This is a genomic window from Rhizobium sp. FKY42, assembly GCF_005222835.1.
Lineage (GTDB): Bacteria > Pseudomonadota > Alphaproteobacteria > Rhizobiales > Rhizobiaceae > Neorhizobium.
In genome coordinates this window covers 200021-216123 of sequence record NZ_STGA01000073.1, presented here as the reverse complement: position 1 = coordinate 216123, position 16103 = coordinate 200021, and the positions used below count along the sequence as shown (strand labels likewise).

General features: G+C 58.9%; 13 protein-coding genes and 1 other RNA gene. All 14 read left to right on the top strand.

The genetic code is table 11. The features are described from left to right. The first annotated feature begins 8 nt into the window (after positions 1-8). Complete coding sequence (locus tag E8M78_RS22665; RefSeq protein ID WP_137137185.1) at positions 9-1199, top strand: FAD-dependent oxidoreductase; 1191 nt, start codon at positions 9-11, stop codon at positions 1197-1199. 43 nt (positions 1200-1242) lie between these two features. Continuing rightward, positions 1243-1669: RNase P RNA component class A (rnpB, locus tag E8M78_RS22660), an RNA gene on the top strand. A gap of 495 nt (positions 1670-2164) precedes the next feature. Beyond that, the gene (gene mraZ, locus E8M78_RS22655; RefSeq protein ID WP_246658444.1) at positions 2165-2605 is read left to right on the top strand and encodes a division/cell wall cluster transcriptional repressor MraZ; all 441 of its coding nucleotides are present in this window, start codon (positions 2165-2167) and stop codon (positions 2603-2605) included. 14 nt (positions 2606-2619) lie between these two features. Continuing rightward, positions 2620-3645 carry a 16S rRNA (cytosine(1402)-N(4))-methyltransferase RsmH gene (gene rsmH / locus E8M78_RS22650; RefSeq protein WP_137137183.1) on the top strand — a complete coding sequence of 342 codons (1026 nt, stop codon included), beginning with the start codon at positions 2620-2622 and terminating at the stop codon, positions 3643-3645. A 2-nt stretch (positions 3646-3647) separates the two neighbouring features. Then, positions 3648-4121, top strand: a complete 474-nt coding sequence (locus E8M78_RS22645; RefSeq protein WP_137137182.1) for a hypothetical protein — start codon at positions 3648-3650, stop codon at positions 4119-4121. Then, the gene (locus E8M78_RS22640; protein WP_137137181.1) at positions 4121-5860 is read left to right on the top strand and encodes a penicillin-binding protein 2; all 1740 of its coding nucleotides are present in this window, start codon (positions 4121-4123) and stop codon (positions 5858-5860) included. Before E8M78_RS22645 ends, E8M78_RS22640 begins: the two co-directional genes overlap by 1 nt. A gap of 64 nt (positions 5861-5924) precedes the next feature. Beyond that, entirely contained in the window at positions 5925-7379 is a 1455-nt protein-coding gene (locus E8M78_RS22635) for a UDP-N-acetylmuramoyl-L-alanyl-D-glutamate--2,6-diaminopimelate ligase (RefSeq protein ID WP_246658443.1), read from the top strand. Then, positions 7376-8803, top strand: a complete 1428-nt coding sequence (locus E8M78_RS22630) for a UDP-N-acetylmuramoylalanyl-D-glutamyl-2,6-diaminopimelate--D-alanyl-D-alanine ligase (protein ID WP_137137179.1) — start codon at positions 7376-7378, stop codon at positions 8801-8803. Before E8M78_RS22635 ends, E8M78_RS22630 begins: the two co-directional genes overlap by 4 nt. A gap of 27 nt (positions 8804-8830) precedes the next feature. Further along, positions 8831-9931, top strand: coding sequence for a phospho-N-acetylmuramoyl-pentapeptide-transferase (gene mraY / locus E8M78_RS22625; RefSeq protein ID WP_062554138.1), 1101 nt, complete (start codon positions 8831-8833; stop codon positions 9929-9931). A gap of 5 nt (positions 9932-9936) precedes the next feature. Next, entirely contained in the window at positions 9937-11343 is a 1407-nt protein-coding gene (murD, locus tag E8M78_RS22620) for a UDP-N-acetylmuramoyl-L-alanine--D-glutamate ligase (protein WP_137137178.1), read from the top strand. Between the two features lies 1 nt (position 11344). After that, on the top strand, positions 11345-12499 hold the full coding sequence (gene ftsW, locus E8M78_RS22615; RefSeq protein WP_137137177.1) for a putative lipid II flippase FtsW: 1155 nt from the start codon (positions 11345-11347) through the stop codon (positions 12497-12499). Between the two features lie 5 nt (positions 12500-12504). Continuing rightward, on the top strand, positions 12505-13629 hold the full coding sequence (murG, locus tag E8M78_RS22610; RefSeq protein ID WP_137137176.1) for an undecaprenyldiphospho-muramoylpentapeptide beta-N-acetylglucosaminyltransferase: 1125 nt from the start codon (positions 12505-12507) through the stop codon (positions 13627-13629). After that, entirely contained in the window at positions 13626-15038 is a 1413-nt protein-coding gene (murC, locus tag E8M78_RS22605; RefSeq protein WP_137137175.1) for a UDP-N-acetylmuramate--L-alanine ligase, read from the top strand. Before murG ends, murC begins: the two co-directional genes overlap by 4 nt. Continuing rightward, a complete protein-coding gene (murB, locus tag E8M78_RS22600; protein ID WP_137137174.1) occupies positions 15038-16012 on the top strand; it encodes a UDP-N-acetylmuramate dehydrogenase in 975 nt (324 codons plus the stop codon). The genes murC and murB overlap by 1 nt, the downstream gene beginning before the upstream one ends. Positions 16013-16103: the final 91 nt, after the last annotated feature.

The window sequence follows — 16103 nt, the reverse complement described above, 5'->3', positions numbered from 1 at the left end:
GCGGTCTTATGCAGAATATATTCAAGTACATTGTTGTGGGTCGTGGAATGATGGGGTCGGCTGCCGCGCGCCATCTCTCCAGGGTGAGTGATGGCGTGGCCTTGATTGGGCCGGATGAGCCAAAGGATGCCGCAAACCATAACGGTGTTTTCGGCAGCCATTATGACGAAGCGCGCATTACGCGAACCATAGACCCCAATGAGGTCTGGGCACGCTTGGCAAACTGCTCCATTGCCCGTTACGCCGACATCGAGAGAGAGAGCGGCATACAGTTCTATCACGAAACTGGTTGCCTGATGGTCGGTCCCGAGCGAACCAGTGGCCATCCTTATATTGATGGAATTCTGAACGCTGCTGAAAAACTGCATGTGCAGCCGGAACTGCTGAACGATGCGGCCCTTGAAGGCCGGTTTAGCTACTTCGGCTTCGAGCCACATTGTGAAGGTGTGTTCGAAGCCCGCAACGCAGGCTACGTCAATCCGCGAGCGCTGGTGGCTGCGCAGTCAGCAATTTGTCGAAAGCAGGGTGTCACCCTGATCGGCGAAACTGTTGTTTCCATTCGTCGGGAAGGCGACGCCATTGTCGTGCAGACGCGTGAGGGCGAACGCTACCATGCGGACCGGGTTCTTCTCGCAGCCGGTGGTTTCTCCATTGTCGAGAGTCTGTTGCCGCGATCTGTTGATATGTCGGTTTATGGTCGTACGGTTACCTTTTTCGAGATTCCCGAAAGTGAATTATCTGTCTTTGCCGGCATGCCGTCCCTGATCTATGAGCCGCGCGATACGGCTGACCACATATACATGCTGCCGCCGGTGCGTTATCCCGATGGAAAAACCTATCTGAAGATCGGTGGCGATCCCGATGATCTGAGGCTAGGATCGCTTCAGGAACTACAGCAGTGGTTCCGCAGCGGCGGGCGCGAGAGCGTGCGTGACCACCACGCGCGGATCATGCGGTCGCTGGTGCCCCAGGTCGATGTTGGTCGTATCTCCACCGGCGCCTGCGTGGTGGCGAAGACGGCGACGGCCTATCCCTTCATCGACTTTGCAGACGATCCTGCAATCGCGGTCGTTACAGGCGGTTGTGGTTCGGCAGCCAAAAGTTCCGATGAGATTGGGCGGCTCGGCGCGCACTTGATCATGAATGGCTCGCTGGAGGGCGAGGGCTATCCCGTTTCGTTTGCGGCGCATTTCGCATGATTTGCTGTAGCCCTGCGGGTGGAAACCGTTTAAGCAGGCGCTGCCAGTTGGCCGGGCAGCCGCGCTTTACCAATGCCGAAAGGCGGTAGGGTGAGGAAAGTCCGGGCTCCACGGAAATACGGTGCCGGATAACGTCCGGCGGGGGCGACCCTAGGGATAGTGCCACAGAAAGCAAACCGCCCCGCTTTCTCTTATGCTCGAACGAGCGTCAGAGGCGGCGGGGTAAGGGTGAAAGGGTGGGGTAAGAGCCCACCGCGGGACTGGCAACAGGACCGGCAAGGTAAACCCCACCGGGAGCAAGACCGAATAGGGATGACGCGGGTGCCGCTTGCGGTGCTACAGCCTGTTTCCGGGCCAGTCATCCGGGTGGGTTGCGTGAGGCAGCGTGCAAACGCTGTCCCAGATGAATGGCTGCCACGTTCCGGGAAACCGGGGCCATACAGAACCCGGCTTACAGGCCAACTGGCGATTTCCTCCTTTGCGGAATGCGACCTCTAGGCGGTTTCGGTTCCGCCGGATTTTGACTGTGCCGTTAACGAAGGATGGCTGGAGCGACCTCCCTTTATGGTTGCTGCCAGCCGGATCTATAGACATGATTTTGCCTCGCAAAAGCGAGCGATTCCAGATGCTTGTTTGCTCACAAGGGTGTGATTTCCCGTGTTCTGTCGCGAACTCGGAAAGTGCCTTTGCTAACCCTTTGTTAAACTTAACGGGTTATAAATTATTAATGCCGCGATCCCTCGGTGGGGTCGCTTCCCATTGACGCCCATATGGTCCCATGGTATCCCAAATCCACACTGCGAAGGGGCACTTTACCCCCGCTCAATCGGACAGGCTCGGATCGCTTCCTACGGGAAGAAACGGGCGGAACGCGTTCCGTCTGAGCGGCCGGATTGTGTACCTTTGTGGGTTTGACGCGGGTGGCTATGGCCGCCCGCATCTCTTGGAGGCGGATGTTTGGCGTTATGAACCGCTTCTTGTCCAATGCGACGAACCGGATCGACTCGAAGGGGCGTGTTTCCGTCCCTGCGATGTTTCGCGCCGTTTTGACGCAGCGGAATGTCCAGGAGCTTTATTGTCTCCAGGACCTGGTTTTTCCGGCGATCAGCGTGGGTGGTCCGGACCTGCTCGAGCGGTACGAGCGGCAGATCGCCCAGGCGGATCCATTCTCGCCGGAAGCCAACATGATGTCGCTGCTGGTGCACGGCGGCGGCGTCTACATGCGGCTCGATGCGGAGGGTCGGTTGGCGGTCACGGATTTCATTCGCGACTTCACCGGAATCACGACGGAAGTCACCTTTGTGGGTCGCTCGGATCATTTTCAGCTATGGCAGCCCCAAGCGTTTCACGAGGCGCAGGTGGCGGCCAGAGAGGGTCGCGCTCGTCTTCCGGTGCGGCCTGCCTAGAACAGGGGATTGGAATGGCGGCGAATCTTGGCGAGGGTAGCTCCGAGGCCGATGGCGGACTGGTACGTCACATTCCGGTTATGCTGAACGAGGTGCTGGAGACGTTGGCTCCGGCTCCGGGCAAGGTGATCCTTGACGGTACGTTCGGCGCGGGTGGCTACACCCGCGCCATTCTCTCCACTGGTGCCAATGTCATTGCGCTTGATCGCGACCCCAATGCGATCGCAGGCGGTCAGCCGATGGTTGCCGAATTTGGCGGTCGCCTGAAACTCATTCCATCGCGTTTTTCGGAACTTGCATCCCACGCACCCCAAGGCGGTCTGGACGGCATCGTTCTTGATATCGGCGTGTCCTCGATGCAGATTGATGAGGCGGATCGCGGCTTTTCGTTTCAGCGAAACGGCCCTCTGGACATGCGCATGTCCGCTTCCGGCGTTTCTGCTGCTGATGTGGTGAACCGCGCCAAGGCTGGCGACATGGCGCGAATTTTCGGGTTTCTGGGTGAGGAAAAGCAGGCGGGACGCATCGCGCGTGCCATCGAAAAGCGCCGTGCGAGCGAACCTTTTGCAACGACGCGCGATCTGGCCAACCTCATCGAGAGCGTCAACCCACGCAAGGCCAAGGACAAGATCCATCCAGCAACGCGGGTGTTTCAGGCACTGCGTATCTTCGTGAACGACGAACTGGGTGAGCTTGCGCAGGCCCTGTTTGCGGCGGAGCAGGTTTTGAAACCCGGCGGCCGACTGGTGGTCGTCAGTTTCCATTCGCTGGAAGACCGTTTGGTGAAGCGCTTTCTGACGGATCGCTCCGGCAAGGCGAGCGGGTCGCGCCATTTGCCGATGGTTGAAGAAAAGCCATCCATTTTCGAGCCGGTTGGCAAGGGAATGCTGTCTGCGACCGAGGCGGAAGCATCTGACAATCCTCGCGCAAGGTCCGCCAAGCTACGTGCAGCGTTTAGAACCGCAAGTCCGGCGCGGGCTGTGGATTTCTCTATTTTCGATCTGCCTGAACTGACCAGCCTGGAAAAGATGGGAGCCTGAATATGTTGAGGAGCTTCGATCTCGTGCTGATCGGCGTCATGACGGCTACCGCCGTCGTGACCTACAGCATCAAGCACAGGGCAGATCTCAAACTGGAAGAAGTGCGTCGGCTGGAGACGGAAATCCGGCTGGAACACGATACGATTGATCTGCTGAAGGCAGACTGGGCCTTGCTGACACAGCCCAACCGGCTTCATCGCCTGATCGGTCAGTATCAGACGGAACTGGAACTGGAGCCGACCCAACCGACCCAACTCGCCATGCCGAAGGAACTGCCGATGCCAAAATCGCAGTTGCCGCAGCCCGAGACGACGATCGAAGAACTGATCGCGCAGGTTGATCCCGAAGTTGCAGCCGCCTTGAAGGGTGTTGACGCAGCCAAGGCCAAGCCGCCGAAATCGAAGATCCCCGTGCCGCTTGCGCGTGGCAAAACCCCAAGCGTTGACTCTATTGCAACCGGATCGGTGAACCGCTGATGGCTTTCCTTTCGCGCGTAATGGTTCTGAAGAGCCGGGCTCATTTTTCTGCGGGCGCCAAGAGACCCGCTTTTGGCGGCGCCAGTTTCGAGGGTAGCCGCAAGCGCAAGTCGGCGCAGGCGCGCAACCGTGTCGGCATCATCATCGCCTGTTTCCTCGGCTTCTACTGCGTGATTGGCGGAAGGTTGGTCTTCTATGCCATGAAGGAGCCGGAAGCGACGTCGAGCATCATGCCTGCCGACCGGCTGATGGCATCACGCCCGGATATTCTCGACCGGAACGGAGAAGTGCTGGCCACCGACATTCGCACGGTTTCGCTGTTTGCGGAGCCGCACAAGATTGTCGATCCGGATGAAGTCATCGAGAAGCTGCGCACGGTTCTGCCGGACATCGATGCCAAGCAGATCTACCATAAGCTCTCCTCCAAATCCCGCTTTCAGTGGCTTCGTCGCCAGCTCACACCCAAGCAGCAGAGCGAAATTCTGGCACTTGGTATTCCCGGCATCGGTTTCCGGCCCGAGAAGCGCCGGTTCTATCCGGGAGGCGCCACTGCTGCCCACATCGTCGGTTACGTCAACATCGACAACCGCGGCGTTGCAGGCATGGAACGATATATCGACAGTCAGGGTCTTGCCGATCTCGCAGCCGTCGGCATGACGAGCGATCAGCCGCTGGAACCCGTCAAGCTTTCGATCGATGTTCGCGTCCAGGCGATCCTGCGCGAAGTGCTGATGTCTGCCATTCAGAAGTTCCGCGCCAAGGGGGCTGGCGGCGTTGTGCTGGATGCCAATACAGGCGAGATTCTCGCCATGGCGTCCGCACCCGATTTCGATCCGAACGATCCGGCGGCAGGAGGTGAGGAAGGCTGGCTGAACCGCATGTCCAACGGCACGTTCGAAATGGGCTCTACGTTCAAATCCTTCTCGCTGGCCATGGCGCTCGATTCAGGCAAGTTCTCGATGAACGACAGTTTCGATGCGCGATATCCAATCCGCATTGGTGGCTTCACCATCAAGGATTTCCACGGCAAGGGACGTTTCCTCACCATGCCGGAAGTGTTCCAGTATTCGTCCAACATCGGTACCGCGAAAATGGCGGATGCCGTCGGCATCGATGGACACAAGGAATTCCTGACACGGCTTGGCCTGTTGTCCCGCATGCAGACGGAGCTTCCTGAAGTTGCGACGCCGTCGCAACCCAAGGCATGGAAGAAGATCAACTCGATTACGATTTCCTTCGGTCACGGTGTCTCGACAACGCCACTTCAGACGGCTGTTGCTGGAGCCGTGCTGGTAAACGGTGGCCGTCTTATTCAGCCGACATTCCTGCCGCGTTCCGTGGAGCAGGCAAACGAAGTGGCTTCCCCCGTCATCAAGAAAACGACGAGCGACAACATGCGCTGGTTGTTCGGCTGGAATGGCACGCAGGGCTCTGGCAAGAACGCCCTGGTGGAAGGCTTTGATGTGGGTGGCAAGACGGGGACGGCCGACAAGGTCATCAACGGTCGATATAACCACGACCATAACTTCAACGCCTTCCTCGCCGCGTTCCCCATCTACAAGCCGCAATATGTGGTTTTGACCTTCATCGACGATCCGCGCAGCGAAACGGACCGCGCCGTTCTGGCTGGTAACAGTGCCGCGCCCATGGTGAAGGAAATCATCAGCCGCTCCGCCGCTGTTCTCGGTGTGAAACCAAGATTTGGAGAAAACGGTTCCGCCATGCTTGTGTCCTATTAGGCCATAATGAATGGGCCCGTCGATTCGCGGCTACGGGACAGGCCGCTTCGCAGAGAGGGTACCGATGAAACTTGATTACTTCTCCGGGGTCATTCCGGAGATTGCCGCACAGTCGGAAGGCGTTCGCGATCTCGCAATTACCGGCATCTCTGCCGATAGCCGCAAGATCGAACCGGGCATGTTGTTTGTCGCCATCCCCGGCAACAAAGCAAATGGTGCGGCATTCGCCGCGGACGCCGTGACACGGGGTGCGTCTGCAATCATCTCGTCCGAAGAGCTCAATGCCAGCATACCGGTCATTCGTGTCGGGAATGTCCGAAAGGTTCTGGCGCTGGCTGCTGCCCGGTTTCATGATGCGCAGCCGGGAACGATTGTTGCCGTAACCGGAACGGCAGGAAAAACCTCTGTGGCGTCGTTCACCCGTCAAATCTGGGCGCATGCAGGTCTGGCGGCGGCGCAGATCGGTACCACCGGCGTGATTTCCCCGACGCGCAATGAATATGGTTCCTTGACGACGCCTGATCCTGTTGCGCTGCATGCCTTGCTTGCGGAACTGGCGCGGGAAGGTGTGACCCACACGGCCATGGAGGCATCCAGTCACGGGCTGGACCAGAGCAGGCTCGACGGTGTGCGCCTATCGGCTGCGGCCTTCACGAACCTGGGTCGCGACCACATGGATTATCATCCGACGATGGAAGACTACATGGCCGCCAAGATGCGGCTGTTCGATACCTTGCTTCCGAAGGGTAGTCCTGCAGTTATTTTCGCGGATGATCCATGGTCGGCCAAGGCCATTGAGGTGGCAAAGGCCGCAGGTCACGAAGTGCTGACCGTCGGGCGTGGTGGCAATTTCCTCAGCCTTAAGCGGGTCGAACACTTCCGGCACAAGCAGTTGGCGGAAGTGCATGTCGATGGTCAGATCCACGAAGTGCACATTCCGTTGGCCGGTGACTTCCAGATCGCGAACGCTCTGGTTTCGGCTGGATTGGCCATTGCGACAGGTGTCGCGCCAAAGGTTGCCATGGCGGCTCTGGAGCGTCTCGTTGGGGCCTCCGGACGGTTGGAGCTGGTAGGTCAGACACGACAGGGTTCTCCGGCCTATGTCGATTATGCGCACAAGCCGGAAGCTCTTGAAAACGTTCTGAGCTCCGTTCGTCCTTTCACGACCGGACGCGTGATCGTCGTTTTCGGATGTGGCGGGGATCGCGACAAGGGAAAGCGCCCGATCATGGGCGAAATTGCAGCGCGTCTGGCGGATATCGTGATCGTGACCGACGATAATCCCCGGTCGGAAGATCCGGCGACGATCCGTTCCGAAATCATGGCTGCTGCGCCGTCTGCTACCGAGATCGGTGATCGGGCGCAGGCCATTCGTCATGCTGTCTCGCTGATGGATGCGGGCGATACGCTGATCGTAGCGGGTAAGGGCCATGAGGAAGGCCAGACGGTTGGCACCACCGTGCTGCCGTTCTCCGACCATGTTGAAGTTCGCAAAGCTCTGGAGGAGTTGACGCAGTGAGCTGGCTATGGACAACGGCAGATATGATTGCTGCGATGGGGGGACGACCGATCGGCTCGCTTCCTGCCGGGATAACCGGCATTTCCATCGATAGCCGGACCATTACTCCGGGTGAGGCATTCTTCGCGATCAAGGGCGACCGCGTCGACGGACACGATTATGCAACGACGGCCATGGCGAATGGCGCGGCACTTCTCGTCGTTGCCGAAGCCAAGCTTCCGGCGATGGGCCGGATTACGACGCCGATGATCGTGGTGGATGATGTGCTTGCAGCACTTGGCCGTCTGGCTGTCGCAGCGCGCGCCCGTACTGACGCCAAGATCGTTGGTGTCACCGGCTCCGTGGGCAAGACCACGACCAAGGAAATGCTGCGCACACTGCTTGCACCGTCTGGCAAAGTGCATACTGCCGTCGCCTCCTTCAACAATCATTGGGGCGTACCGCTGACGCTGGCGCGCATGCCTGCCGATACCGATTACGGTGTCTTCGAAATCGGTATGAACCACCCGAATGAAATTCGTCCGCTTGTGAAGATGGTGCGCCCGCATATTGCGATCATCACGACGATTGGGGCGGCCCATCTTGGGCATTTCAACAGTCTGGAAGAGATTGCATCCGCAAAGGCCGAGATCTTCGAGGGTGTGGAGCCTGGCGGCGCTGTTCTCCTCAACCGGGATAACAAGCAGTTCGCCTATCTGGAGCGAATTGCCCAGGAACTGGCGCTTCCGAACATCCTGTCCTTCGGACAACACGCCAAGGCCGATTATCGGCTTGCCGATTTCGAAGGCTCCGCCGAAGGTTCAACCATCTGGGCGGTGCTCGACGGCGAAACGGTGGAGGTGCATATCGGGGCTCCCGGTCGCCACATTGCGGAAAATGCTCTTGCTGCATTGGCGACTGTGTCTCTATTGGGGGCTGACGTCGAGTCAGCGCGTGCGGCGCTGGCAGATCTTCGTCCGGTCAAGGGCAGGGGCGAGCGGCATCGCCTGTCGATCACCGGCGGGCATCTTACCTTGATCGACGAAAGCTACAACGCCAATCCGGCCTCCATGCGGGCGGCAATCGCGCTTCTGGCTGCAACGCCGCCGCAGGGCGCGGGTCGCCGCATTGCTGTTCTGGGCGATATGCTGGAAATGGGCGCCTTCTCGCAGAAGGTGCATGAGGAACTTGCCGGACCACTTCTGACCGCCGGCATAGAACATGTGTGGCTGGCAGGTGCCGAAATGGCGGCGCTGCGTGATGCGCTTCCGGACAGCGTTCAGGTGGAATATCGCGCGACGACGCCGGAACTGGTGGAGTTTGCCGTTCGCAATGTGATACCGGGCGACGTGCTAATGGTGAAATCCTCTCTCGGCATCGGCTTCGGCAAGATCGTTGCGGCGCTTATTGACAACTATCCGCCCTTGTCTGACACGGGGCGCTGATTTGACCTTCCAGAAGAAAGACTTCCTATGCTGATTTGGCTTGTAGAGCTTGCGAGCAGCTTTCAGATCTTCAACCTGTTTCGCTACATCACGTTCCGGACAGGGGCCGCGCTCTTCACGTCAGCGCTCATCGTCTTCCTGTTTGGGCCGCGCATGATTGCGTCGCTCCGCATCCGGCAGGGGAAGGGGCAGCCCATCCGCGCCGATGGCCCGCAAACGCATTTCAAAAAGGCCGGGACGCCCACCATGGGCGGCCTGATGATCCTGACCGGCATTGTCGGCGGCTCTTTGCTTTGGGCAGATCTTTCGAACATCTACGTCGTCGCCACCCTGCTGGTCACGTTGGGTTTTGGCGCCATCGGCTTTTACGATGACTATCTCAAGGTCACGAAGCAGACGGATAAAGGCTTCTCCGGCAAGGCGCGTCTGGGCATCGAATTCTTGATCGCAGGTATTGCGGTCTATTTCATGATGCGTGTCTCTATCGCCAATGCGCCGAACGGCTCCGTGCTCGGCACCTCGGTCACATTTCCGTTCTTCAAGAACGTGCTCCTGAACCTCGGTGTTTTCTTCGTGGTGTTCGGCGGTTTCGTGATTGTAGCGGCTGGAAATGCCGTGAACCTGACGGATGGTCTCGATGGTCTTGCCATCGTGCCTGTCATGATTGCCGCCGCCTCTTTCGGCATCATCGCCTATCTGGCCGGTAATGCCGTTTTCGCGGATTACCTGCAGATCAACTTCGTGCCTGGAACGGGAGAGCTGGCGGTGATCCTGGGCGCTGTCATCGGGGCGGGACTAGGGTTCCTCTGGTTCAACGCTCCGCCCGCCGCCATCTTCATGGGTGATACCGGCTCACTCGCGCTGGGCGGCCTCATCGGTTCCGTGGCGGTTGCCACCAAGCATGAGATCGTCATGGCGATCATCGGTGGCCTGTTCGTCATGGAGACGCTGTCCGTCATCATCCAGGTCGGCTTCTTCAAGCTGACGGGACGCCGCGTCTTCCTCATGGCGCCCATCCATCATCACTTCGAAAAGCTTGGCTGGACGGAAAGCCAAGTCGTCATCCGGTTCTGGATCATTGCCGTGGGTCTCGCCATGCTTGGCCTCTCCACACTCAAGCTGCGGTAATCGCCATGATCGCTGTCACGACATTTGCCGGACGCAAGGTCGCGCTTTTCGGCCTTGGCGGTTCGGGTCTGGCAACGGCGCAGGCACTGATTGCCGGTGGTGCGAATGTGATTGCCTGGGATGATAATCCCGACAGCGTTGCGAAGGCGCAGCAGGCAGGTGTCACGACCGGCGATCTTCGAGAGATCGATTGGGCGGCGCAAGCGGCTTTCGTTCTGTCCCCCGGCGTGCCGTTGACGCATCCCAAGCCCCACTGGAGCGTGGATCTGGCCCGCTCGGCAGGTGTTGAGATCATTGGTGATGTCGAGCTGTTCGTGCGGGAGCGCCGCGCTCATGCGCCGGACTGCCCGTTCATTGCCATTACAGGCACCAATGGCAAATCCACGACAACGGCGCTGATTGCGCATATTCTGAAGTCCAGCGGGCGCGACACGCAACTCGGCGGCAACATTGGTACGGCTGTGCTGACGCTCGATCCGCCCAAGGCTGGGCGCTTCTATGTGGTCGAGTGCTCGTCCTATCAGATCGATCTTGCACCGACGATCAACCCCAGTGCGGGCATTCTGCTCAACCTGACACCGGATCATCTGGATCGCCATGGAACCATGCAGCATTACGCCGATGTGAAGGAGCGACTGGTTGCCGGAAGCCAGACCGCCATCGTCGGTGTCGATGACAGTTACTGCACGCTGATTGCGGATCGCATCGAGCGGGCAGGTGTCCGGGTCAATCGCATTTCCCGCCGCACGGTGCTGGCCAACGGGTTCTATTTCGCCGATGGCGGGATCATTCAGGCGCAAGCCGGCAAATCGGAGCCGATCACGGATCTTCAGGGCATCGATACCCTGAAGGGCTCCCACAACGCACAGAATGCGGCGGCCGCAATTGCAGCCTGCCTTGCCGTTGGTGTGTCGATTGAGGAAATCCGCTCAGGGCTTCGCAGTTTCCCCGGCCTGAAGCACCGCATGCAGCCTGTGGGCCGCAAGGGGGGCGTGACCTTCGTGAACGATTCCAAAGCAACGAATGCCGATGCGGCAGCGCCAGCCCTTTCCAGCTACGACCGAATCTTCTGGATTGCTGGCGGACTTCCCAAATCCGGCGGCATCGCAAGCCTCGCGCCACTCTTCCCACGTATTGTGAAAGCCTATCTGATTGGAGAAGCGGCTCCCGAGTTTGCGTCAACGCTGGGTGAAGCGGTCCCTTACGAGATCTCCGGGACGCTGGAACGCGCGGTTGAGCATGCAGCAAAGGATGCCCAGGCAGATGGCGGGACGAGTGTCGTGATGCTGTCTCCGGCCTGCGCGAGCTTCGACCAGTTCAGGAATTTCGAAGTCAGAGGCGACCGGTTCGTATCTCTGGTGGCAGCACTCGATGGCGTGACAATGCTCATCGAGCCGGAAAAAGGACAGTAAGATGGTAAGTCGCGCCGATCGAGGGGCACTGGCAGACTGGTTCTGGACGATCGATCGCTTTTTTCTGGCGACTTTCATTCTGTTGATGGGCATAGGCTTCATGCTGTCCTTTGCGGCGTCGCCGCCCGTGGCGGAGCGTATCGGACTGCCGAGCTTCCACTTTGTGGAGCGTCACGCCATCTTCCTCGCCCCCTCCATTCTGGTGATGATCGGGCTTTCCTTCCTGGCGCCGAGACAGGTACGCCGAGTCGCCATCATTCTTCTGATCATGTCGATTGCCATGATGGTTCTTGCGCTGTTCTTCGGGACGGAAATCAAAGGCTCGCGCCGCTGGTTCGCCATCGGTAGCCTTTCGATCCAGCCATCGGAATTCCTGAAGCCAGCCTTCGTCGTGGTCTGTGCCTGGCTGTTTGCCGAGCATGCGCGCCAGCCGGAAGTGCCCGGCAACTTCTTCGCGATCATTCTCTTTGGCATTGTCGGTGCGTTGCTTGTCGCGCAGCCTGATCTTGGTCAAACGATCCTCGTCAGCGCAGTCTGGGGTGGCATGTTCTTCATGGCGGGTATGCCGTGGCTGTGGATCATCCTCCTTGGCGGTCTGGGTGCCGGGGGCATTGTGGGCGCCTATTATATCTTCCCGCACGTCGCGGGGCGTATTGATCGCTTCATGACGGGCGAGGGCGATACATTCCAGGTGGATACCGCACGCGAGGCGATCATTCGCGGCGACTGGTTCGGTCAGGGTCCCGGCGAAGGTATCGTGAAGCGCATCCTGCCCGATAGCCACACGGACTTCATTTTCTCCGTGGCGGCAGAAGAATTCGGTATCGTGTTCTGCATGGCAATGGTGGCGATTTTTGCCTTCATCGTCATTCGTGGCTTGAGCCATGCCTATCGTGAAAAGAACGATTTCAACCGCTTTGCAGTCGCGGGTCTCGTTCTCCAGATCGGTATCCAGTCGATGATCAACATCGGCGTCAATCTGGAGCTTATGCCTGCGAAAGGCATGACGCTGCCGCTGATTTCCTATGGTGGTTCCTCTATGATCGCGATCTGTATCACGGCTGGCTTCATTCTGGCGCTGACCCGTCATCGTCCGGAAAAGCGGGCACAGGAGCGAAGCCTCTTCAGGGTTTCCAACGGCGTGCCTGCGGAATGAGACGAATGAGCAAAGGCGTTATTCTTCTTGCCGCCGGTGGTACCGGCGGCCATTTGTTTCCGGCAGAGGCGCTGGGTCATGAATTGAAGTCACGCGGGTGGTCGGTTCATCTGGTGACGGACAAGCGCGCCGAGCGCTTTGCTGGCTCCTTTCCGGCCGACGAGATCCATGTTGTGCCGTCCGCGACCCTGGGTTCGAAGAACCCGGTCTCAATCGCAAAATCCATGTTGACCTTGTGGAAGGGGCTGCGGACGGCGCGCAAGCTGATGGCGCGGGTCCGTCCATCCGCCGTGGTCGGTTTCGGTGGCTATCCAACGATCCCGCCGCTACTGGCTTCCACAGGCATGGGCATACCCTCGCTGATCCATGAGCAGAATGCGGTGATGGGTCGCGCCAACAAGGCGCTGGCCAATCGGGTACAGGCTATCGCCGGGGGCTTCTTGCCTGATGACGGCGGAAGGCATGCCGCCAAGACGGTGATAACGGGCAATCCGGTGCGCCCCGCTGTGCTTGCGGCAGCGAACAAACCTTACCAGCCATCTACTGGCAACGACCCGTTCAACCTCGTTGTGTTTGGCGGGAGCCAGGGTGCGCAATTCTTCTCTGGCGCTATTCCAACCGCGCTCGCATTGCTCACCGAAAGCGAGCGGGCTCGCGTGCGGTTGACGCAGCAGGCGCGCCCAGACGATCGCTCACAGGTGGATAGCTGCCTTGCCAAGCTGCAGATGAATGCGGACGTCTCACCATTTTTCGGCGACATGGCGGAACGCATTGCTGCAGCCCATCTGGTCATCAGTCGATCTGGTGCGTCGACGGTGTCTGAGCTTGCCGTCATCGGCAGGCCCGCTCTCCTCGTTCCATACCCTTACGCACTCGACCACGATCAGGCAGCCAATGCCGCGGCGCTGGTAAAGGCGGGCGGTGCGAAAGTGGTGCCGCAATCCGAGCTTTCGCCTGAAAGGCTTTGCAAGATCATTTCCGGCGCCATGAACGAGCCGGAACGTTTGGCGGAAATGGCCGCAGCGGCAAGAAAGGTAGGGCATCCGAATGCCGCGGCCTTGCTTGCTGATCTTGTGGTCGCTATTGCCGCGAAACAGCAAGTTTCATCATTCAAAGGAGTCCAAGCATGAAGATGCCGAAGGCGATCGGCCTCGTCCACTTCATCGGCATTGGCGGTATCGGCATGAGCGGCATTGCCGAGGTGCTGCATAACCTTGGCCATCGCGTTCAGGGATCCGACCAGTCGGATAGCGCCAATGTCCAACGTCTGCGCGAAAAGGGCATTCCGGTGTTCGTCGGCCATCAGCCGGAGAACCTCGGCGATGCGGAAGTTGTCGTTGTTTCGACTGCGATCAAGAAGAACAATCCGGAATTGATCGCCGCGCGCGAGAAGTCGCTGCCCATCGTGCGCCGTGCCGAAATGCTTGCCGAGTTGATGCGCTTCCGCAATGCAATCGCCATCGGCGGCACGCATGGGAAAACGACCACAACCTCGATGGTTGCAACGCTTCTGGAAGCGGGTGGGCTGGATCCGACCGTCATCAACGGCGGGATCATCAACGCCTACGGAACCAATGCCCGCATGGGCGAGGGCGAGTGGATGGTGGTCGAGGCCGACGAGTCGGACGGAACCTTCCTCAAACTGCCTGCCGATGTGGCGGTGGTCACGAATATCGACCCGGAACATCTGGACCATTACGGCAATTTTGATGCCGTGCGCGCAGCGTTCCGTCAGTTCGTGGAGAATGTTCCCTTCTACGGTTTCGGCGTGTTGTGCATCGACCATCCGGAAGTGCAGCAACTGGTCGGCAAGATCGAAGATCGAAAAATCGTGACCTACGGTGAAAACCCGCAGGCCGATGCACGCTTCTCCAATATCCGCATGGATGGAACACGGGCAATCTTCGATGTGGAGATCCGTCGCCGTCGCACTGGCCGCGTCTTCCAGTTCAAGGACCTCAGCCTGCCTATGCCTGGGCGTCACAATATTTCGAATGCCACTGCGGCGATTGCGGTCGCCAACCGGCTTGGCATTTCGGAAGAAGACATTCGCAAGGGTCTCGCCTCCTTCGGTGGTGTCAAGCGTCGCTTCACGCTGACAGGCACCTGGAACGGAGTTTCCGTATTCGACGACTACGGCCACCATCCAGTGGAGATCAAGGCTGTGCTGCGTGCCGCACGCGAAAGCTGCCAGGGCCGAATCATCGCGGTTCATCAACCGCATCGATACTCGCGGCTCTCCAGCCTGTTCGAAGATTTCGTCACCTGCTTCAACGATGCAGACAGTATCATCCTCGCTCCGGTCTATGCGGCTGGCGAAGACGAAATCGAGGGTATTAACTCAGAAGCCCTTGTTTCCCGCATCAAGGCGGGCGGTCATCGTGATGCGCGCTATATGTCTGCGCCCAGCGCATTGCCGGGCATCATTTCCAGCATTGCAAAACCAGGTGATTTCGTGGTTCTTCTGGGGGCTGGGAACATTACGCAATGGGCAGCCTCGCTGCCCAGGGAACTGGAAAGCATTTCGGGACAATCTTGATGAAGCAGGTGAATGGGGAAAAGCTGCTGGCCTCGCTGGGGTCCGGGGTCAATGAATTGAGAGGCAGGCTGACGCCCGATGCACCGATGGACCGGGTCACCTGGTTTCAGGCCGGTGGTCTGGCCGAACTCATGTTCCAGCCACATGACGAGGAAGATCTCATCACCTTCCTGAAGCTTCTGCCAGAAGAGGTGCCGTTGACGGTCATGGGCGTGGGGTCCAACCTTCTCGTGCGCGACGGTGGAATTCCGGGTGTTGTCCTGCGTCTTTCTGCAAAAGGGTTCGGTCAGCTGGAGCTTGCGGGCGAGAACCGCATTCTTGCCGGCGCCATCTGCCCCGACAAATACATCGCTGCCATGGCCATGGATAATGGTATCGGCGGCTTTGCATTCTACTACGGGATTCCCGGTTCCATCGGCGGTGCGCTGCGCATGAATGCCGGTGCCAACGGCGGGGAGACCTCTGCACGTGTCGTTGAAGTTCATGCGGTTGATCGCAAGGGCAACAAGCATGTCCTGACCAATGCCGACATGGGTTACAGCTATCGTCATTCTTCTGCCGGAGATGGCCTCATTTTCACCCATGCGCTTTTCGAAGGCTATGCCGACGATCGCGCCAAGATCCGTTCCGAGATGGATGCGGTTCGTCATCACCGCGAGACGGTTCAACCTGTCAAGGAAAAGACCGGCGGTTCGACGTTCAAGAATCCAGCCGGACATTCTGCCTGGGAGCTGATCGATGAGGCGGGCTGCCGCGGTTTGATGAACGGTGGCGCGCAGATGTCGTCGCTTCACTGCAATTTCATGATCAATATCGGCCATGCATCCGGCTACGATCTCGAATATCTCGGCGAACTGGTACGTCAGCGCGTTTACGAGACTTCGGGTGTCAAGCTTGAGTGGGAAATCAAGCGGCTTGGTATCTTCATGCCGGGTCGCGAGGTTCGACCATTCCAGGGCGTGACCACCGAATAATTCGAGACCGCAGCTGACCATCTTCTCAACGGTCTTTGCGTCAGGATACCTAAAAAGCCCACTGAGTCATGAACTTAGTGGGCTTTTTTGT